Source organism: Caballeronia udeis, from assembly GCF_044909315.1.
GTDB classification, from domain to species: Bacteria; Pseudomonadota; Gammaproteobacteria; order Burkholderiales; family Burkholderiaceae; genus Caballeronia; species Caballeronia udeis_A.
In genome coordinates this window covers 48,381-67,915 of the sequence record NZ_JBIYEB010000040.1, presented here as the reverse complement: position 1 = coordinate 67,915, position 19,535 = coordinate 48,381, and the positions used below count along the sequence as shown (strand labels likewise).

General features: G+C 60.1%; 17 protein-coding genes. 11 read left to right on the top strand and 6 right to left on the bottom strand.

All coding sequences use genetic code 11. From position 1 onward, the window contains the following. Window positions 1-822 (top strand): LysR substrate-binding domain-containing protein (locus ABH944_RS39850; protein ID WP_404613784.1); only part of this gene is annotated, 822 nt, incomplete at its 5' end. Between the two features lie 310 nt (window positions 823-1,132). Here the strand turns inward: ABH944_RS39850 and ABH944_RS39845 are convergent. From ABH944_RS39845 to ABH944_RS39835, 3 genes are all read right to left on the bottom strand, one after another. Next, a complete protein-coding gene (locus ABH944_RS39845; protein ID WP_404613786.1) occupies window positions 1,133-1,903 on the bottom strand; it encodes an SDR family oxidoreductase in 771 nt (256 codons plus the stop codon). Between the two features lie 66 nt (window positions 1,904-1,969). Beyond that, window positions 1,970-3,178: an arabinose transporter gene (locus ABH944_RS39840; RefSeq protein ID WP_404613788.1), complete on the bottom strand. Its 1,209-nt coding sequence runs from the start codon at window positions 3,176-3,178 to the stop codon at window positions 1,970-1,972. 61 nt (window positions 3,179-3,239) lie between these two features. Then, window positions 3,240-4,592: an amidohydrolase family protein gene (locus ABH944_RS39835; RefSeq protein ID WP_404613790.1), complete on the bottom strand. Its 1,353-nt coding sequence runs from the start codon at window positions 4,590-4,592 to the stop codon at window positions 3,240-3,242. 188 nt (window positions 4,593-4,780) lie between these two features. Between ABH944_RS39835 and ABH944_RS39830 the strand changes: the two genes are divergently transcribed. After that, on the top strand, window positions 4,781-5,707 hold the full coding sequence (locus ABH944_RS39830; protein WP_404613792.1) for a LysR family transcriptional regulator: 927 nt from the start codon (window positions 4,781-4,783) through the stop codon (window positions 5,705-5,707). Window positions 5,708-5,793: 86 nt separating this feature from the next. Here the strand turns inward: ABH944_RS39830 and ABH944_RS39825 are convergent, their stop codons facing one another. Further along, window positions 5,794-6,708, bottom strand: coding sequence for a LysR family transcriptional regulator (locus ABH944_RS39825; protein WP_404613794.1), 915 nt, complete (start codon window positions 6,706-6,708; stop codon window positions 5,794-5,796). Between the two features lie 337 nt (window positions 6,709-7,045). Between ABH944_RS39825 and ABH944_RS39820 the strand changes: the two genes are divergently transcribed. Genes ABH944_RS39820 through ABH944_RS39800 form a run of 5 tightly spaced genes read left to right on the top strand, consistent with a single transcriptional unit; the run spans window position 7,046 to window position 11,719 of the window. Further along, window positions 7,046-8,311, top strand: a complete 1,266-nt coding sequence (locus ABH944_RS39820) for a 3-isopropylmalate dehydratase large subunit (RefSeq protein ID WP_404613796.1) — start codon at window positions 7,046-7,048, stop codon at window positions 8,309-8,311. Between the two features lie 4 nt (window positions 8,312-8,315). After that, complete coding sequence (locus ABH944_RS39815) at window positions 8,316-8,819, top strand: LeuD/DmdB family oxidoreductase small subunit (RefSeq protein ID WP_404613798.1); 504 nt, start codon at window positions 8,316-8,318, stop codon at window positions 8,817-8,819. Window positions 8,820-8,846: 27 nt separating this feature from the next. After that, window positions 8,847-9,527, top strand: coding sequence for an RraA family protein (locus ABH944_RS39810; protein ID WP_404613800.1), 681 nt, complete (start codon window positions 8,847-8,849; stop codon window positions 9,525-9,527). Window positions 9,528-9,557: 30 nt separating this feature from the next. Next, complete coding sequence (locus ABH944_RS39805) at window positions 9,558-10,763, top strand: aminotransferase class I/II-fold pyridoxal phosphate-dependent enzyme (protein WP_404613802.1); 1,206 nt, start codon at window positions 9,558-9,560, stop codon at window positions 10,761-10,763. 53 nt (window positions 10,764-10,816) lie between these two features. Beyond that, the gene (locus tag ABH944_RS39800; RefSeq protein WP_404613804.1) at window positions 10,817-11,719 is read left to right on the top strand and encodes a transporter substrate-binding domain-containing protein; all 903 of its coding nucleotides are present in this window, start codon (window positions 10,817-10,819) and stop codon (window positions 11,717-11,719) included. Between the two features lie 559 nt (window positions 11,720-12,278). Here the strand turns inward: ABH944_RS39800 and ABH944_RS39795 are convergent. Further along, window positions 12,279-13,430 (bottom strand): branched-chain amino acid ABC transporter substrate-binding protein, encoded by a 1,152-nt coding sequence (locus tag ABH944_RS39795; protein ID WP_404613806.1) that lies wholly within the window; start codon window positions 13,428-13,430, stop codon window positions 12,279-12,281. Window positions 13,431-14,269: 839 nt separating this feature from the next. On the opposite strand from ABH944_RS39795, the gene ABH944_RS39790 reads away from it, so the two are divergent. The 4 genes from ABH944_RS39790 (at window position 14,270) to ABH944_RS39775 (ending at window position 17,902) form a co-directional block, all read left to right on the top strand. After that, window positions 14,270-15,019 (top strand): electron transfer flavoprotein subunit beta/FixA family protein, encoded by a 750-nt coding sequence (locus ABH944_RS39790; RefSeq protein WP_404613807.1) that lies wholly within the window; start codon window positions 14,270-14,272, stop codon window positions 15,017-15,019. A gap of 33 nt (window positions 15,020-15,052) precedes the next feature. Then, window positions 15,053-15,985: an electron transfer flavoprotein subunit alpha/FixB family protein gene (locus ABH944_RS39785; protein WP_404613809.1), complete on the top strand. Its 933-nt coding sequence runs from the start codon at window positions 15,053-15,055 to the stop codon at window positions 15,983-15,985. Window positions 15,986-16,017: 32 nt separating this feature from the next. Then, window positions 16,018-16,836 (top strand): HpcH/HpaI aldolase/citrate lyase family protein, encoded by an 819-nt coding sequence (locus ABH944_RS39780; RefSeq protein WP_404613811.1) that lies wholly within the window; start codon window positions 16,018-16,020, stop codon window positions 16,834-16,836. 118 nt (window positions 16,837-16,954) lie between these two features. After that, window positions 16,955-17,902 (top strand): LysR substrate-binding domain-containing protein, encoded by a 948-nt coding sequence (locus ABH944_RS39775; RefSeq protein WP_404613882.1) that lies wholly within the window; start codon window positions 16,955-16,957, stop codon window positions 17,900-17,902. Window positions 17,903-17,924: 22 nt separating this feature from the next. On the opposite strand, the gene citF is transcribed toward ABH944_RS39775, so the two are convergent. Then, window positions 17,925-19,469: a citrate lyase subunit alpha gene (gene citF, locus ABH944_RS39770; RefSeq protein ID WP_404613813.1), complete on the bottom strand. Its 1,545-nt coding sequence runs from the start codon at window positions 19,467-19,469 to the stop codon at window positions 17,925-17,927. Between the last annotated feature and the right edge of the window lie 66 nt (window positions 19,470-19,535).

Below are 19,535 nucleotides of genomic sequence, written 5' to 3'. Positions count from 1 at the left end.
GGGCTGTCGGCGTCGATTCGTTCGCTGGAGGAAGACCTCGGTGGGCCGTTGTTCATTCGCAGCACGCGGCGGGTCGACCTGACCCCGGCCGGCGAAGTGCTGTTCGATGAAGCGCGACGGGTGCTCACAGCCGCGCGCGCCGCGCGCCATGCTGTGACGCAGGTTCATGGACTTGCGCGCGGGAGGCTCAGCATCGGTGCGATTCACAGTCTTGCGCCGTTCGTCGACCTGCCGGCCGCACTAGGGCTGTTCCGGTCCGCGTTCAGCGGGATCGATATCCAGTTGACGCTCGACGGCTCGCGCGCGCTGCTTGATCAGGTACTGGAAGGGCGCCTCGATCTCGCCTTTACGCAGCCGCCGGATCCGCTGTCCGATGATCTCGCCTCGCGGATGTTCGCGTGCGAAGGGATGGTGGTCGTCTGTGCGACGCGTCATCGACTTGCGGGCGCGAGCGAACTCATGCTGTCTGATCTCGGCGAAGAAACCTTCGCCGATCTGCGTCCGGACTGGAGCGTGCGGCGGCTCGTCGATCGAAGTTTTGCGGCTGCGGGGCTGCACCGCTCAATCGCCTTCGAGGTCAACGACATGCCGATATTGCTCGAACTCGTGGCGCAAGGTTTAGCGATCGCGATGGTGCCGGAATCCATCGCTGCCGAACGCGTTCGAGACACACGTGGCACGCCGATCGCAACGGCAACCTTTCGCGAAACGGGTGAACCCTGTTGGGAGCTTGCGGCCGTCTTCAAGGGCAGCGCGAGCGAACCGGCCGCACCGATCGTGCGGGCCTTCCTTGATCTGCTCAGGTTGCCGGACTATGGATAAGGTCCGAGAAGCGTATTTACTGCTTGCCCGAAGCGTGGGCGCTCACGCCCGGGGTCAGTGTTTACTCAACGGGGCCATGTTTGCGGGCACTCGGTCCCGTACCGGATATCGACCTGACGCTGCGCGGCCTCAAGGAATCAAAAGACCATCCCGGTTGGTAGCCCGCTTTTTCCAAGGTCGCCAGTTCACTCATATCTTCCGACCCGCTTCCGCCGTTCGTTGCGTCGACTATCAAACGGCGGGTCCCGGAACACAACGTCGGCGGGTTTGATTGGTGGCAACGCGATAACCCGGCCACGAAAGCGAGCGCTTATGCCGGCAAATGGACGCTGGAGAGTTTCTCGCATAGCGCGATGAGCCGGTTCTGGAGAGCAGCGTCCTTCGCCTGCGGGTTTGGAGCGAGCGGCCGCAGGTGATAAAAATACTGGCCGCTCACCTGAGCTTGCGGATCGTCACTGGCGGCGAGCCAGGCTTGCGTGCGATGCGCCTGATCCATGTCGTCGGGCGCGCCAGGACCTCCCATTCGCGTAGGTACCCAGCCGGGTTCAAGCGCGTTGGAAAAAACATCGGGCCAGCGGCGGGCGATGGCGAATGCCATCATTGCATCATGCAGCTTGCTTTCGGCATAGGCTGCGGATCCGTTCCAGCGACGTTTGCGCCAGAGGATATCGTCGAGATTGGCATCGGCATCGTGGTGCATACCCGAGCTCAGATAGACGAGCCGCTTCGGCTTCTCTATCAAGGCGGTCAGGATGTAGGCGGACAGTGTGTTAATCGCGAAGACGTGCGGCAGACCGTCGGTCGTGAGGCGCTGGCCTTCGCGGTAGCCGACCGCGGCATTGTGGATCACCGTATGGAAGCGGCCGAGTTCGTTGACACGCGTAGCAAGCGCCTTGGCCCCGGCGATGGTTTCAAGATCGCCCACGACTACGGCCTCGGCCTTGGGTAACGCGCGCCGGGCAACTTCCGCGCGGGCGGCGTTCCTGGCATGCAGGACAACCTGGTGCCCTTGCGCAGCAAGCAGTTCGGCGGCCATGAAGCCGAGGCCCGTGGACGAGCCGGAAATGAATATACGTGCCATGTGAATTCTCCTGTACTGGATGGCGAGCCGGCGACATGGGCGTTGCCGGTTCCGGGGGTGAGATGCTCAGCTCAGCGTGTGGAGCGAGCGGCGGCTGATCAGGACGAGGACCATTCCAAGAATCGCGCTTGCCGCGCCGAGCAGATAGACCGCGGCGTAGCCGAACTGGCCGGCAACGAGCCCGGCCGCGGGCCCGGCAATGCCATAGGCAATGTCGAGGAAGGCGACGAAAGCGCCCATCGCACCGCCGCGATTTGCCGGCAACACGCGCTTGAGTGCCTCGACACCCAGGGCCGGAAATACCAGCGCGCAGCCAAGGCCGGTGACGAACGCACCCGCGAGCGCCACTATTTCGTAGGGCGCGGCCCACAGCACCGCTTGGCCGATGGCTTCGATGACCAGCGACCAAAGCGCAACGCGGTAGCCGCCGATGCGATCGGGCAGATGGCCGAACACCAGCCGCATCAGGATGAAGCCGATGCCGAACGCAGTCATGACGAGTCCGGCATGGCCCCAGCCACGCATCGCGAAGTAGAGCGAAGCAAATGCCGTCAGTCCGGACAGCCCGACGCCTTGCAGCATCAAGCCCAACCCTTCTCGCCAGATCTGGCTGATCACGCGATAGAACGGCAGTCGATGACCGGCAGGCGCTACGTACGAGGTTGCCCTAAAGGCGATACAGACCGCGAGCAGTGGCGCGACGATGCAGGCAGCCATCGCGACCTGAAGGCCCAACTGCTGATAAAGGCCCATGCCGACGGGCGCACCGATCGCCAGCGCGGCGAACATCGCGATGCCGGTCCAGGACATCGACATCCCTGCGCGTTGCGGACCGACCGAGGCGATCGACCAGGACACGCAACCGGTGACGAACTGACTTTCTCCGAGACCCGCCACCAGGCGCCCTGCGATCACGATGGCAAGACTGGTTGACGGGGAAAGACCCTGGATAGCGGCGACCAGATAAAGCAGGCCACCCACGGCGGAGAAGGCAGCGCCCTGCAAGGCTGCCCGCTTGCCGCCCTGATGGTCGGTCACGTGACCGGCATAGCCACGGGTCAGGACGGTGGCGAGGAACTGAATCCCGATCACAAGGCCCACGACGAGGTTGCCAAAGCCCAGCTTGTCATGGACGAAGAGCGGAATGACGGGAAGCGGCAGACCGACGGCGAGATAGCCGCAGAAAAGCATGGCGATGACGGCGAGGGAAGGACGGGCCAGATAAGCCGGCGTGGCGTCGGCCTGACCTGTCGTCTCAGCGGTAAGCGATGGCATGATTAACTCCAGATCTGTAATCGTGGGAGGCGGCCGCTCCGGGAAGAGCGGCCGAACACGCTCAGGCGGCAGTGTTTAAGGAGGAAGCGGACGTCTCGAAGAGGTCGGGCCGGTAGCCGCTCGCGTCGAGCAGGTAGTCACGGGACGCGGTCGCCTCGGCCGACAGCTTTGCCAGGTCGACGTCGATCAGCTTGCCGGCACGCTTGCGCAACTGGCCGGCAACCATGACGGTGTCGACATCGGAGCGCTCGACAGCCTGAACGATTGTGCCGATGGCGTTGTTCACCGGGAAGACGGCCACGCCGTTGGTGCGCACCATGATGATGTCGGCCTGCTTGCCCGGCGTCAGCGAGCCGATCGAACGTTCCAGGCCGGCGGCGCGGGCACCATTGATCGTCGCGGCTTGCAGCACCGCCTCTACCGAGATCGGCGCGGGAGTGCCGGCCTCGCCGCGGAAACGGCGATACCGCATGGCCGCGCGCTGCTGCCCGAACAGGGCGTGCATCTCACCAAACAGATCGCTGCCGAAGGCGGTGTCGAGGTCGATGCCGAGCGCCGGCGTCAGGCCGTGATCGATCGCTTGCTGATAGGCGAAGCTCTCGTCGTCGAAGCCGAACAGCGCATCCGAACGGGGATTGACGGTGACGTTTACGCCCGCATCCGCGAACAGCTTCCACGTTTCTTGCGGGATACGTGTGCAGTGATTGAAGATGTTGTGCGCGCCCAGCACCCCAGGCTCGGCAAATTCAGGGGTGAGTCTGGCGAGATCGCCGATGAACTCGGTCAGGATCTGCATGTCGAGCTGGCGTGCGACTTTCCACCAGTCGAGATTGAGCTGACCGAAGAGGCCCACCCGCACCCGGCCCGTCTCACCGTTCCAGTTAAGTGCGAGGCGTTCGAGGTCCTGCGGCAGATGGGCAGCGGACGCTTTCTTGTCCATTGCCGCGCCGACCATGTGCAGCGCCCGGATGCCGGCCGAGTGGAGTGCGTCGAGCGCCGCATCGGTGTGCTCGGGGCTGCGCGAGCTGTGGCAAGCGTCGATGATGGTCGTAATGCCGGCGTCGAGCGAAGCGACCGCCGTCAGACGGGTACTCAGATACATGTCGAGCGGACGGTAGCGCGCGCCCAGCGTCTCGGCCACGACATCGATGTAGGCGAATAGATCGTCAACGTCGGGCATCATCCGGCGCATCACGCCGAGCCATGCATGGTGGTGTGCATCGATCAGGCCGGGCAGGACGATGCTTCCAGCGGCATCGACGACTTCCGCTTGATCGACCTTCAGGTTGGCGCCGACGGCCACGATGCGGTCGCCCTCGACCAGGACGTCGCCGGTGGCGAGATTGGGAACCTTGGTGTCCATCGTCACGATGGTGCCGCCCTTGAAAAGGATGGTGCGTGCGTTGCCAGGCATGGTGAGCTCCTTTAGGTGGGTTATCGACGACGGCGGCGGGAGGGCGGTGCGAAGCCGCACTCCGGGTGGCGGTAACCACTGTGACGCGCCGTTGATGGGAAGATAGGCGTTCCGCGACTTTTGATTAAGGTGGAGGCGATCAAATGATTTATGCTAAAAGTCAAAGGTAAATCAAAGGCGAGACTCAAATGAGCTTTGACGGAAGATTGCTTGCCGGGATGAGCGTGCTGGCGGCCGTCGTCGAGACCGGCAGCTTTACGCGGGCGGGTGAGGTGCTCGGACTGTCGGCTTCAGGCGTGAGCCGGTCCATCTCGCGGCTCGAAGCGCGCATCGGTGTACGGTTGCTGGATCGCACGACGCGCGCGCTGCGCCTGACAGGTGAAGGCGCCCGGCTCTACGAGCTGGCGGCACCCCATCTCTCCGGCATCGAGGACGCGGCCAGTGTCGTGTCAGGTGCGGCGGTGACGGTTCGCGGGACGCTGCGGGTAAGCCTGAATCCCGTGTTTGCCCGCAACGTACTGGCGCCGAGATTGCCGGAATTCACGGAGCGCTATCCGGAACTCAGCCTGAAGGTGGTGCAGCTGCCGGATGCGGGCGACCTGGTGACGGAGGGCATTGACGCCGCGGTGCGGTTCGGGCCGCAGCCGGCGTCGAGCATGTCCTCCCGGCTGCTGCTCGAAACCCGCGTCCTGACGGTGGCGTCGCCGTCCTATCTGAAGAAACATGGGCGCCCGACGACACCCGGGAAACTCGTCGGGCACGACTGTATCCAGTACATCGATCCACAGCACGGCAAACCGTTTCACTGGGAATTTCACCGTGGCAAGGAAATCCTGCCGGTCGAGACAACAGGCCGACTGACGCTAACGGACGTCGATACGATGGTCGGAGCTTGCGTGGCCGGCGCTGGTGTGGCGCAAGTCCTGGCTCTTGGCGTGCAGCATCTGCTTGCAAGCGGCGCCTTGGTGGAGCTGTTCCCGGATTGGCCGGGCGAGACCTTTCCGCTCTATGCTATCCGGCCATCCCGGCGTCTACCTCCGGCTGCGGTCGAGGCATTCCTCGAGTTTTGCTGGGAGCTCTGCCATGGGCCGCGCACAGCGCCAGCGTCTTCCTGAACACTCAAATGCGTTTCGATTGTTGCCGATTCGAGCACTTGCCGACCAACACGACTGCCGTACGTCCATTGCGCTTTGGAAGCCGTCTACGGTGAAATAACAGACGCGAGGTCCGGTTTCGAAAAATCGCAGAGCCGCCGGGCGAGGTCGGCCACCATCGAGTAGAGTGGGGTAGGACCATCGTTGCGGTAGATCGCGTAGTAACGCACCGCCGGCAAGCTCTGCGTCGAATGCAGCACGTTGAGCAAGCCCTGGTCTACAAGATCGGAGAAATACAGCGCCGGCAGATAGCTCACTCCGAACCCCGCCACCGTGAGCGAACTCAACGCGATCAGGCTGTTGCCCGCGAAGGTGCGACGAATCGTCAGGTTTTTGGACTCGAACCAGCGCTCGTAGATTGCGTCGACCCCCGACGTGCCAATCTGCATCAGGATTGGATAGTTCGCAATTTCTTCCAACGAGAGCACCTGCGAGTCAGTAATCAATGACGGGCTCGACATCCAGTGGAGCTGGAGTTTTTTCAAGGGAACGGATGTGAAGCGGGGATCCTTGAAGACGGCCGGGGCGATGATGAAGTCAATCTCACCGTGCAGAAGCCGCGTGGCGAGATTGGTGCTGACATCGATTTCCGGCTCGAGTGACACCGTTGGGTAGGCTTGGCGAATTTCCTGCACAAGTCGCGGCAGGAACGTCAACGCGATCAGCTCCGTGATGCCCAGACGGAAGTGCCGCACGACTTCAACTTCCTTACCCATGCGTTCGAGTAATCGATCGCGGGCCTGCAACATCTCCTCAGCTGACTCGAGCAATTCACGACCTTTCGCTGTAAGCCGCACCGTGCGTCTGCTGCGATCGAACAGCGAAGCGACAAAGAACATTTCCAGTTCATTGATGCGTTTTGAAATGGCCGACTGAGTCGTGTAGAGACGATCCGCCGCTGCGCCGAAGGTCCCGAGCTTGGCAACCCAGTAGACGGCTTCCAGTTGCTTGAGAGTTAGCATGGTCTCCTGCGCATCAAAGGTTGTTTGCGAATGTTGTTCAGTCACCGGAGTGCGTTTCGACACCGGCTTTGGCGGGATGCCGCGGTGAAGTATTGACCCGTGGCGTCTCGTTTGCAAGGAAGCCGCTACCTAGCGACGCCACGTTCTATCTCGGTGACCAATGAATTTTATTCATTGGTCGCGATGCCTATTACTCGTAATACGACCTGTCGCGGTTTGCGATACTCACCCCTGCGCTAGCCTTTGGTACCACGGGGAAAAGAGCATCGCAGCGCGCCATCAGTGCCCGGTCGAGACCCGCTCGAACCAGGCCGTTCCGAATCGCGAGACCAACGACATGTCAGGAAAAACCCTATCAGAAAAGCTGTTGTCCCTCAGCTCCGGGCGCAGCGTCAACGCGGGGGATATCGCGATCTGTGAAGTGGATTGTGCAATGGGTACTGATGGGTCCATTCCTATGGCAATGGACTACTTCGCTGCGATGGGCGCTTCACGCGTTCATTCCCCCCACAAACTGCTTTTTGCGCTCGATCACTACGCGCCGGCGCCCAGCCCGAAGGCCGCCATGTTGCAGGCGAGAATCCGGCGTTTTGCACGCGAACAGGGCATTCCGTTGTTCGATATCGGTGAGGGGATCGGCCATCAGATCGTGGTGGAACAAGGCCTTGCAGCGCCTGGCCGGCTTCTCGTCGGAGCGGACAGCCATGCGGTGACCTACGGTGCAGCGAATTGTTTTGCGACCGGTATTGGTTCGTCGGATCTGGCGGGCGTCATGATGACCGGAAGGGTGTGGCTCAAGGTGCCGGAGTCCATCCGGATCACGTTGCATGGCGAGTTGCCGCCGGGCGTGTATCCGAAGGATCTCGCGCTTCATCTGGCGAAGCTGCTGGGCGCGGACGGTGCCGCGTATCAGACGCTGGAATTTCACGGCGACGGACTCGACACGCTCGATTTTGAGGATCGTTTGGTCCTCGCCAACCTGTCGGTCGAAATGGGGGCCAAGAACGCCGCGTTCCCTTTCGACGCAGCCTGTGGGCGTTATCTGGACGGACGCGTTGCCGCCCCGTTGGAAGGCCTGTCCGCGGACCCGGATGCCGTCTATACCCGGGCACTGGACATAGATCTCACGACGTTGTGCCCGTATGTGGCATTACCTCATAGCGTCGACCACGTCGCGCGCCTTGATGAACTGGGGGAGGTGCCTGTGCAGATGGTCTATCTCGGCACCTGTACGGGCGGCCGTGCGAAAGACTTCCGTCAGGCGCTTGCGGTGTTCCGTCAGTTCGGCAGGCCCGCTGCGGGCGTGCAGCTGGTAGTCACCCCGGCATCGCGCGACGTGTTGCATGCGCTGGCTCTTGGCGGCGAGCTCGCCGAGCTGATCGAGCTGGGCGCCATTATTGTTACGCCGGGTTGCGGCTCATGCTGCGGCACGGCCGGCGCCATCCCGGAAGACGACGCGAACGTGATCTCCACGGCCAACAGGAATTTCAAGGGACGAATGGGGAACCCAAGCGCCAATATTTTCCTGGCGTCGCCAGAAGTGTGCGCCGCGAGCGCTGTAGCCGGCCGGATAGCCAGCCCGCAAACCCTCTCCAGGCGATAAAAGAATGACGTCACTGTCCATCAAGGGTACCGCGCGCCTGTTTGGCGACGACATCAATACCGACTACATCATCTCTTCGCGGCGCAAGCGGGAATCGCTCGATCCTGCCGTCCTGAAGAACTATCTGTTTGAGACCATCGCACCCGAATTTGCCGCTTCCGTGCGTGCTGGCGACGTCCTCGTCGCGGGTAAGAATTTCGGCTGCGGCTCGGCAATGGAAGTCGCCGTGACGGCGGTTATCGGCGCCGGGATCAGGATCGTTCTCGCTCGAAGTTTTGCGCGGACCTACTTTCGCAACGCAGTGAACAACGGACTCTATCCGATCGAATGCGATACCAGCCGAATCGCGGAAGGCTATGGACTCCAGATTGATTTTGGACCTCGTATCCTGGTGCGCTGTGTGCCCGACGGCCACGAAATCGAGGCTGCGCCAATACCGTACGACATTCTGAAGATCCTCGACGCGGGCGGCCTCGTGCCCTACCTGCGCCAGCATTCGACACTTTGATTTCCCTCGTCACCAGGACTTGCACCCATGAGCCATCAACACATGCCTGGCTTTCGCATCATGCCGATGCCCGCGCCGATTCCTCACGACCTCATCGAGCGCTTTCAGTCCGTCGTCACTCCGCACATCAGCGACAACATGCACCGGTTGTGTGGCGTGATCGGGCTGAAACCCTACCACCGTCAGAAGAAGCTTGTGGGCCGCGCCATTACGGTCAAGGTGAGGCCGGGCGACAACCTGATGATCCACAAGGCGATAGACATCGCCGAACCGGGCGACGTCATTGTCGTCGATGGTGGTGGTGAAGTGACACAGGCGCTGGTCGGTGAATTGATGCAGATGCACGCGCAGGTACGCGGCATCGCTGGTTTTGTCATCGACGGCGCCGTGCGTGACGTCGCCGCGTTTTATGCGGCGGACTTCCCGTGCTTTGCTCGAGGCAACACGCATCGCGGTCCGTTCAAGGAAGGGCCTGGAGAGATCAACGTGCCGGTTGCTATCGGCGGTCTCGTGATCGAGGCCGGCGATCTGATTGTTGGAGATGAAGATGGGCTCGTTGCAATTCCCGCTGACCAGTTGGACACCCTGCTGGCTGCCGCGACCGCTCAAGCACAGAAGGAACAGCAACGCAAGGAGGCGATTCTTGCGGGCCAGGACAAGCGCGGCTGGATCGACATCTACCTGACGCAAAAAGGCGTGATCGCCTGAGCATCTTTCACCTTGCCACGAGAGACCAATATGAAACTGATTGCCGCCCGCATGGAGCGCATCAAACCGTCGCCGAGTTCAATGGCCACAGCGCGTGTGAAGGAACTGCGCGCGGCAGGCCGGGACATCGTCGGCCTGACGTCCGGCGAGCCGGACTTCGACACGCCGCCGCATATAGTCGAAGCCGCCTATGCTGCGATGAAGGCAGGTAAGACTCGCTACACGGTCGTGGATGGTACGCCGGAACTCAAGCGGGCCATATGCGATAAATTCGAGCGCGAGAACGGGCTGGTTTTTGCGCCAGATGAAATCACGGTTGGGAACGGCGGCAAACAGGTCGTTTTCAATGCCTTGACGAGCACGGTGGAAGAGGGCGACGAAGTCGTTATCCCCGCACCATACTGGGTGTCGTATCCGGACATGGTGCTGCTCAATGGCGGGCGGCCGGTAGTTGTCGAATGTGACGTGAACAGCAACTACAAGATGACGCCGGAGCAGCTTGAATCGTCCATCACCGATCGCACCAAGTGGGTCGTGCTCAACTCCCCGTGCAACCCGACAGGGGCGACTTACACCGACCATGAACTCATCGCGTTTGGCGAGGTGCTCGGCCGTCATCCCAATGTCTGGGTCATGACTGATGACGTCTACGAGCATCTCATTTATGACGGCCTGAAGTTCGCTACATTTGCCCGCTGCAACCCGCATTTGCGCGAGCGCACGCTCACCGTCAACGGCGTGTCGAAGGCGTTTGCCATGACAGGGTGGCGCATTGGCTACGCGGGCGGTCCCAAGGTGCTTATCAAGGCCATGGCCAAACTACAGTCGCAAAGCACCAGCAATCCATCCTCCGTGAGCCAGGCCGCGGCACTGGCCGCCCTGACCGGCCCAACCGATTTTCTAGCCGGCTGGCGCAGTGAATATCAGCGGCGGCGCGACCTGGTCGTGGAGAGCCTGAATGCGATAGAAGGTCTGTATTGTCCCCGTCCTACGGGCGCGTTCTACGTCTACCCCTCTTGTGCGGGCGTCATTGGCAAGCGCACTCCGAATGGCCAGGTAATCGGTAACGACACCGATTTCGTCATGTACCTGCTAGAGAGCCAGGAAGTCGCGGTAATCCAGGGCGCGGCCTTTGGCCTGTCTCCGGCCTTTCGCATTTCATTTGCCACTTCTTTCGCGCAGCTCCAAGAGGCGTGCAAGCGGATTGCGGCTGCGTGTTCGGCGCTTCGTCCCTGACTTGTGGGCGAAGAGGGCGCTATCAACTATCGGACTATGGGGAAAGGAAAAAAATGAACAGCTTGCCTTATCGTGCTGCTGCCCTCGTGTTGTTCAGCTGCGTGGCGCTCGGCGCTCACGCTCAGGATCTCACGGGACGGCTCGCATCGATCAAAGCCAGGAATATGATCGTGCTGGGCTTTCGCGAGTCGTCGGTGCCGTATTCCTACTATGACAACGACGACCACGTCATTGGCTATTCGCAAGACATTGCGCAGGAGATCGTGAAGGAGATCAAGATAGCGATTGGTGCACCAGGCCTTCAGGTTCGCATGATTCCGGTGAACGCGCAGAACCGTATCGCATTGGTTCAGAACGGCACGATCGATCTTGAGTGCGGCGGGACGACGAACAACAAGGAGCGCGCACAGCAGGTTGATTTTTCCAATACGATCTCGGTGACGGAAACGCGGTTACTGACGAAGGCGGATTCAAACATCCATTCGTTTAACGACCTGATTGGCAAGACAGTGGCGGTCACGACCGGGACGACATCCGAACGCTACCTCAGGTCTTATATCCAGAAGAACAACGCGAATATCACGCTTGTCGAAGCACGAGACCACAGCGCTTCGTTCCTGAACCTCGAAACAGGCCGCGCCGCAGCCTTTTTCATGGATGCCGATGTGCTCGCAAGCGAACGGGCGACTGCGCACCGCCCGGAAGACTATGTCATTGCCGGGGAGCCGCAAACGCACGAAGCGATCGCATGCATGCTTCCCAAAGGCGACGCCTCGCTTAAGGCGGTAGTCGATCGGACCATCTCGCGGCTTGAAACAAATGGCCGCGGCCAGTCGCTTTACAACACGTGGTTCATGTCACCGATTGCCCCCAAGGGCATCACGCTCGGGTTGCCGATGAGCGATTCTCTAAAGGCCATCTTTTTGCATCCGAATGATCGCCCGATGGACGATTGAACGGCGTAGGCGCCCGACGCCCGCATTCCGCATTTCATTTGCGACGTCCGTCGAGCAACTCGACGTTGCATGCGAGTGGATCGCCGTTACCTGTTCGGTGCTTTGTTCTTAGCTCGTTGCACGATAGAACTTTCCACGAAGGGTGAACCCTCACGACCCGGTCGGGCGGTTCGCGCAAATCGATAACTCGGTGTGTATTTAAAATAGCCAGGATAACTAATATAGCTGCGTCGATAGATGGATGCATTTCGTCGGGAGACAGAGCAGAACGGCAGCCTCGCGGCCCACCCGGCGAACGTCAGCGCGGACTCGGGCTTCCTGCGCGTCAACGTCCACGCCGACCACCCGCGCTGGATGGCCCCCGCTAAGTTGGCGTTGGTAGCGGCTAAGTTGTAATCCATGGCCGGCCTACGAGCGGGCTCGCTGTTCAAAGAACTCGCACGCTGAACGGCAAAGTCCCGGTTCTGCTTATGCAGACCTCGAATCGACAGTCGAATTGCTACCAGTTGAGTCTCGGTCCGGCCTCTGTTACGCATCTCTTTAGCGAATCAGCCACAATTCAAGAGCCGCCCTTGGAAACAGTCGCGACCCAGGCGCCATGCTCAACCTGATAATGCGTGGATGCCCCGTTCCTCAAAGACCCATCAGGATTAAAAGCAATGGGTCCCGTCACGCCATTGAACGAGATCAAACGAAGCACTTCGCGATAGTCACCGGGCTGAGTCGACTTGGCGGCCTGCATGGCCTTGATTGCAGTCCAGGTTGCGTCATACCCAAACGGGGCATAGACGAGAATATCGATGCCGTAGACCTTTTTGTATTTGGTGGCAAAATCCCGCCCGGCTTGCATCGACGTCAGGGGCCGTCCATACTCCCACGCCTGCGCGCCCTCCGCCGCATCACCGGCGAGACTGATAAAGTCCGGATCCATCACGCCACCGCCGGCGAGAAACTGCGCGTTCATGCCGAGTTGCTTCATTCTCTTCACGACGCCTGCAGCTTGACTATCAAGACCCCCAAAGAAGATTAGGTCCGCGTTCGCCGACTTTATCCTGGTCAGCTGGCCGCTGAAATTGACGGCCTTATTGTCCGTGAATTCGCGCGCGACAATGTTGCCGCCGTGTGCCTTCACGGACTTTTCGAACTTGTCGGCTTCGCCCTGGCCGAAGGCGGTGCGGTCATCGAGGATTGCGATCCGTTTTGCCTTCGTTGTCTCGACCGCATACGCGCCTGCATAGCCGGCATTCTGACTGTCGTTCGAGATGGTCTGGAAAACATTCTTGAAACCGCGCCCGGTGATGACGGGGTTCGTGGCTGCTCCATTGATCATTGGAATGCCGGCAGTCTCATAGATCTGCGATGCCGGAATCGTCGTGCCCGAATTCAAATGGCCGATCACTGTTGCGACGTGCTCGTCAACGAGTTTCTGCGCAACCTGAACTCCAACGCGTGGGTCAGCCTGATCGTCTTGACTGACGAGCGTGAAGTGCGCCACCTGGTCGCCAATCTTGATGTTCGCCGCGTTGGCTTCATCAAGCGCGAGTTTCACGCCGTTCTCGAGATCTTTGCCGTAGCCGGCGTTCTGCCCTGTGAGGGGTGCGGCAAAACCGACCTTCACTTCGAGGTCAGCGGCGTGCGCGGCGAGCGGTGCGGCTGCGATTACCAACCCAGCGAGAAATGCACGTGGTTTCATCGAATTCCGAAGACTCATGTTGGGTCCTTGAATAGTCCAAACAACCGGCAAAGCGCTTTGCTGCCGGTCCCGTGTGACAGCATGCAATTCGTCCGGCCGAGGCCTTCCACGGACCCTGACTGATTGCATGGTGACCACCGTACGTCGACGAATTTCTCCGAGAAAGCGACGGATTAGCATGAATTCATGACATTCCGGAAGTCCTCTCCGGGTTGTGAATTAAGAGTTCACTGGATTGCCGCTGCCTGAAATGCTCTGTGCCAGATGCTCGCGTCCCGAAGCGGTGGGAAACTGAACGGACGCAACTACCAATGACACCGTTCATTCCTAAGGACACCATCATTTACTCTAGAAACCGTTCCTTCGATGCCAAAGCGGCATTGCTGATATGCCGAATGTCCAGTTGATGTCGTGCTGCGACCACATGACAATGGGTGAGAATTCGTCCCCCGCTTCTTGCGGCTACTCTGCATGACGCGCCAGACATCGCGGTGGCCTAGGTGGCTGCCGCAGGCTACGGTTTTGTAGTCGTCCCTTGCCTGCCTTTTCCGGAGACCCGCTGTCGCGAGGTCACGGTTGAGAACTGACTGAAGTTGAGATCGAAACAGTGATGCTGGAGCAAGCCGGGGCGTCGGATGTGCCTGTTCGGCGATGCAATGCACTTCGCGACAACGCGGTCTCCCAGAAGCAGAACCTATGGCGGCCAGAATAAATCCGATATTTGCAATGCGTCGTAGCCGGACGTCAAATGGAACCTGTGCCAAATATCGATCTACTATTTTTCCATGGATGGTGCAACGGTGACGCTGTTCAAGCGCTTGCCGTTTGAGCGCCGTGCCGATTGTCAGGAGATGACGTTGAAAATTCTTGTGCCAGTCAAGAGAGTGATTGACTACAACGTGAAGGTCCGCGTGAGGCCGGACGGCGCGGGCGTCGACATTGCGAATGTGAGGATGTCGATGAACCCGTTCGACGAGATTGCTGTGGAAGAGGCGGTGCGTCAGAAGGAAGCGGGCGTGGCGACAGAAGTAATCGCCGTGTCGGCGGGCGTGACGCAGGCGCAGGAAACTCTGCGCACCGCGCTTGCCATCGGCGCGGACCGTGCGATCCTGATCGAATCAAACGAAGACCTGCAACCGCTGGCCGTTGCGAAGTTGCTCAAGGCGCTGATCGACAGGGAACAACCTTCGCTGGTGATTCTCGGCAAGCAAGCCATCCACGATGATTCCAACCAGACGGGTCAGATGCTCGCTGCGCTGGCGGGTCTGCCGCAGGCGACATTTGCTTCGAAAGTTGTTGTGGGGGATGGCATGGCGACGGTTTCGCGTGAGGTGGATGGTGGCGCGGAAACGTTGTCGCTCAAACTTCCGGCTGTGGTCACGACCGATCTGCGCCTGAACGAGCCACGCTACGTGACACTACCGAACATCATGAAGGCGAAGAAGAAGCCGCTCGAAACGCTCAAGCCTGAAGACCTCGGTGTCGACGTGAGCCCGCGTCTGAAGATGCTGAAAGTTGGCGAGCCGCCGAAGCGCTCCGCTGGCGTGAAGGTGGCCGACGTGAAGACGCTGGCCGAGAAGCTCAAGACCGAAGCCAAGGTACTTTGATCGCACGAATTCACAGTAGCGGAGGCGACTGAAATGACGATTCTGGTAATTGCTGAACATGACAACACGGCGCTGAAAGCGGCGACGCTGAACACGGTTGCTGCCGGGCGGAAGATCGGCGGCGACATCCATGTGCTGGTTGCAGGGCACAACGCGCAAGGCGCGGCCGATGCGGCTGCGAAGGTTGCGGGCGTCGCGAAGGTGCTGCTCGCCGATGCGCCGCAACTGGCAGAAGGCCTTGCCGAAAACGTCGAGGCGACGGTGCTGAATATCGGGAAGGAATATTCGCACATACTCGCACCGGCTACGGCTTTCGGCAAGAACGTTGCGCCGCGCATTGCGGCAAAGCTCGACGTCGCGCAGATCAGCGACATCACGGCCGTCGCCTCGACTGACACGTTCGAGCGTCCGATCTATGCCGGCAATGCAATCGTCACGGTGCAATCGATCGACCCGATCAAGGTCATCACGGTTCGTACGACCGGCTTCGACCCGGTCGCAGCAGAAGGCGGTGGCGCAGCGGTTGAGAAGATCGCAGCGGCGGTGGACAGCGGCCTGTCGCAGTTCGTCAGCCGTGAGGTGACGAAGCTTGATCGGCCGGAACTGACATCGGCGAGGATTATCGTGTCTGGTGGCCGTGGTCTGGGCAGCGGCGCGAACTACACGCAGGTGTTGGAGCCTTTGGCCGACAAGCTCGGTGCGGCAATGGGCGCATCACGTGCGGCCGTTGATGCAGGCTATGTGCCGAACGACTATCAGGTTGGCCAGACGGGCAAGATAGTCGCGCCGCAGTTGTACATCGCGGTTGGCATCTCAGGCGCGATCCAGCATCTGGCGGGCATGAAGGACTCGAAGGTGATCGTCGCAATCAACAAGGACGAAGAAGCGCCGATTTTCGGCGTAGCGGATTACGGGCTGGTTGGCGACCTTTTCACGGCTGTGCCGGAACTGTCGGCATTGCTGTGACCAACGAACGTACCTGAGTGTCGGGAGTTGAGATGTCGCAATCTGATATACGGCAGCATCGCTCGTTTTTGTTCGTGCCGGGCAATCGGCCCGAGCGCTTTGAGAAGGCCATGAACAGTGGGGCAGATGCCGTTATCCTCGACCTTGAGGATGCGGTCGCTCCTCAACACAAAGAACTGGCAAGGGAGGCTGTAGCCGCATGGCTTGCGCCGGATCGTCCCGTCCTGGTCCGGGTGAACGCCAGGGGTACGCCGGAGTACGAGAAGGACGCGCAGCTAGCGAAGCTGCGCAGCGTAGCGGGCATTGTTTTGCCGAAAGCCGAGAGTGCGCACGACATCATTGATTTGGTCGGACGAGCCAGGAGACGGGTTTCTGTCTATCCGCTAATAGAGACGGCGAAGGGAATCTGGAACGCGCTTGAGATCGCAGAGGCGCCGTTTGTATGTCAATTGATGTTCGGGACGCTGGATTTCTGTGCCGACGTGGGCATGGAGCCGAACGGGTCAGAACTGGATCAATTTCGAGGTCAGCTATCCGTCATCTCGAGGGTTGCGGGTATCCGTGCGCCGATCGACGGTGTTACTCAGTCAATCGATGACGAGGAAGTGTTGAGCGCTGAATCGACAAAAGGGAAGCGCTGGGGATTTGGAGGAAAGCTTTGCATTCACCCTAAACAGATCCCGGTGGTCAACCGGTGCTTCGGGCCGAGCGAGGCGGAGTTCGCGTGGGCGAGGCGCGTGCGCGACGCGTTCGAAGATGCGGACGGGGCCGCGGTGGCTGTCGATGGGAAAATGGTTGACCGGCCGGTTTTTCTCAGGGCACAGAGCATTCTTGACTCCGTGGGCGCGTGACTGACTGATACTCCTCGCAAGCCCCGCACGATGGTGAATTCATTCTCTCTGAGAACCCATGTGGACTGTTTGCATGATGTGATCCGCACGAGAGCGATATGACCGCGCGTTGAAATCCATGGACGTTCGCCAACTCCGCTACTTTGTCAGCATCGTCGATTTTGGCAGCCTGGGTAAGGCTGCTGAGAAGCTTTTTGTCGCACAACCTTCCCTCAGTCAGCAAATGGCCCGGCTTGAAGATGAACTGGGCGTGCCATTACTTTTGCGAAGCAATCACGGAGTCACTCCCACCGCCGAAGGCGATGCGCTTTACCGTCATGCGCGCTTGGTACTCAAGCAGATGGAGCAGTTGAAGCAGGAAGTCATGAAAGGGGTCGGTGTCGAATCCGGCACCGTGGCGCTAGGCTTGCCGACAACCATGGCATCCGTGTTAGCGGTCCCGCTGTTCGAACGAATACAGGATCGATATCCTGGCATCCGCCTGCAATTCTTCGAAACGATGAGCGGCTACCTGAACGAATTACTGGCCAACGGCCGACTGGATCTTGGGATTCTTTTCCGGGAATCGGACACGCCCGGCATTACCGCGTTGCCGGTTCTGGACGAGACGCTCTACCTGTTCGGAGAACCGGGCGGTGCTATCTCGCCGCATCTATCAACGTGCCCTTTGGCAGATCTCGGCGGTATCCCGATGGTGGCACCGGGAGCGTCGAACGGTCTGCGTCTCTTGCTTGAGCGTACGTTCCTTAGCGAGAAAGTCGATCTCAACATCGTGGCCGATATTGACTCGCTGCCATCGATGCTACTGATTGCCAATTCGGGCAGGGCATGCACGATACTTCCGGGGTCGGCGGTCGCGCAATGGCATCGGTCTCGCCTTCCAAAAATGCGAAAAATCGTGGACCCGCTTATCCGGCGTCCTGCGAGCATTTGCTGGCCAAACGGCGTGCCGATTCATTCGGCGACAATAGCTGTGCGGGAGACTTTGATCGATCTGATCAAAGAGCAGGTATTGCAAAACGCCTGGAAAGGCGTAACGCTTCGTGAACCCAAGGCCGATAAATGAACAAAAAGGTACGCGCGCCGGATCAGCGTATTGCGCGGATCACGTCGATTATGGATCCGTCGCGGTACTGTTGGAGAGCGACCACGCGCGTACTCGAATCACGAGGCTTGAGAATCTGTCCTGCCACCGAAGCTTCGCGCGCCAGGTCATACAAGCGCGCGATGGGCACAAGCGCGATGCCGGCAGCGCTTAGCCGGCCGGCCAGTTCGGCGCGTAAAGGATTGACGGCCACGCCCGCCTCCGTCACCACAACGTCGATCGAAGCCCCGGGGGTGGTGACTGTGCTGACCGACTCGACGATCTTCGCGTGGGTGCCCGCGGTCAGTCTGGTTGTCACTATTGCCAGCTTCGAGCCGGCAGCGGTGTCGCTGTGACCACCGGAGCCACCGATCAGGCGGCCGTTCGCGGTTGTTGTTACGTTGACGTTGAACTGCATATCGACTTCAGCCGCGCCCAAAATCATCGCGTCGAGCCTGTTGACGACCGCACCGCGCTGCGCGGGGCTAGCATACATGGACGCCGACATTGCCTGGTGTGCTCGGTTTGCACGATATGAGCCGACGGCTCGAAGATCGAAGCACTGTACGTCGAAAACGGTCTGAAACAGCCCTTGTTCGAGCATTTCGACGATCTGCGCGGTGACACCGCCCGATGCGAAGCTACCGGTCACGCCCTTACGTTGCATGGCGTTCTTCACGAATCCCGCGACGGCTAGCGATATTCCTCCGGCACCCGTCTGAAACGAGAAGCCATTTTCGATAAAGCCCGCCGCCTCGATAACTTTCGCTGCAGTGGCTGCGATCGCGAGGCCAACAAAATCATCGGTAATGCGCGTTGTGCCGGACACGATGCGCGATGCCTCGCCGATGCTCTCGACCTTGACGACCAGATCTACCCACTCCTGCGTGATATCGACGGGGCAGGCCGGGTAGCTAACCAGGTTATCAGTCACGGCGACGACGCGCTTCGCAAAACGCGCATCGACCATCGCATAGCCGAGCGTTCCACAGGCGTTGGGTCCCGACACGCCATTGATATTCCCATAGTCATCTGCGGTGGGTGCCGCGATGAATGCGACGTCGATGGGCAACTCGCCCGCTTCGATCGCGCGAGCCCGGCCTCCGTGCGTTTGGAGGATTGCCGGCCCCGCCAGCAAGCCACGTGTGATTGAATCGGCTACTGGCCCGGAAACATAGCCGGTATGGATCGTCCGGACCACTCCGGCTTCGATCAGGCGGACTAGCGGCTCATGCACGGGAAAGATCGAACTTGGCGCGATCCGCAGGTCACGCAAACCCATGCGCGCAGCTTCTTGCAAGACCATGTTCATCACATGATCTCCGTTGCGCAGGTGGTGATGAAACGACAGCGTCGCGCCGTCACGCACGCTGCAAATCTTTAATGCGGTACGCAGGTCGGGGACAAGCTTGCTGCAGTTGTCATCTGCTGACGGAATGGGTAGCGCCGTCTTGTCGGGCAAGGATGCAACGGTCAGTTGGCCGTAAGCGTGCAAGTCGCCAAAACCGTCGATGTAATCGGGCAGTTCACGGCCCAATGCGTTCCTCATTTCCATACTCCGCTTATTTCTTCACCGGAGAAAAGTCCACGGCAACGATAAAATATCCGCCACGGG

Excerpts from the sequence above, each read along its gene's own strand:
- ABH944_RS39845 (WP_404613786.1), bottom strand. The coding sequence starts at position 1,903 with ATGGCACGTATATTCATTTCCGGCTCGTCCACGGGCCTCGGCTTCATG.
- ABH944_RS39840 (WP_404613788.1), bottom strand. The coding sequence starts at position 3,178 with ATGCCATCGCTTACCGCTGAGACGACAGGTCAGGCCGACGCCACGCCG.
- ABH944_RS39835 (WP_404613790.1), bottom strand. The coding sequence starts at position 4,592 with ATGCCTGGCAACGCACGCACCATCCTTTTCAAGGGCGGCACCATCGTG.
- ABH944_RS39830 (WP_404613792.1), top strand. The coding sequence starts at position 4,781 with ATGAGCTTTGACGGAAGATTGCTTGCCGGGATGAGCGTGCTGGCGGCC.
- ABH944_RS39825 (WP_404613794.1), bottom strand. The coding sequence starts at position 6,708 with ATGCTAACTCTCAAGCAACTGGAAGCCGTCTACTGGGTTGCCAAGCTC.
- ABH944_RS39820 (WP_404613796.1), top strand. The coding sequence starts at position 7,046 with ATGTCAGGAAAAACCCTATCAGAAAAGCTGTTGTCCCTCAGCTCCGGG.
- ABH944_RS39815 (WP_404613798.1), top strand. The coding sequence starts at position 8,316 with ATGACGTCACTGTCCATCAAGGGTACCGCGCGCCTGTTTGGCGACGAC.
- ABH944_RS39810 (WP_404613800.1), top strand. The coding sequence starts at position 8,847 with ATGAGCCATCAACACATGCCTGGCTTTCGCATCATGCCGATGCCCGCG.
- ABH944_RS39805 (WP_404613802.1), top strand. The coding sequence starts at position 9,558 with ATGAAACTGATTGCCGCCCGCATGGAGCGCATCAAACCGTCGCCGAGT.
- ABH944_RS39800 (WP_404613804.1), top strand. The coding sequence starts at position 10,817 with ATGAACAGCTTGCCTTATCGTGCTGCTGCCCTCGTGTTGTTCAGCTGC.
- ABH944_RS39795 (WP_404613806.1), bottom strand. The coding sequence starts at position 13,430 with ATGAGTCTTCGGAATTCGATGAAACCACGTGCATTTCTCGCTGGGTTG.
- ABH944_RS39785 (WP_404613809.1), top strand. The coding sequence starts at position 15,053 with ATGACGATTCTGGTAATTGCTGAACATGACAACACGGCGCTGAAAGCG.
- ABH944_RS39780 (WP_404613811.1), top strand. The coding sequence starts at position 16,018 with ATGTCGCAATCTGATATACGGCAGCATCGCTCGTTTTTGTTCGTGCCG.
- ABH944_RS39775 (WP_404613882.1), top strand. The coding sequence starts at position 16,955 with ATGGACGTTCGCCAACTCCGCTACTTTGTCAGCATCGTCGATTTTGGC.
- citF (WP_404613813.1), bottom strand. The coding sequence starts at position 19,469 with ATGAGGAACGCATTGGGCCGTGAACTGCCCGATTACATCGACGGTTTT.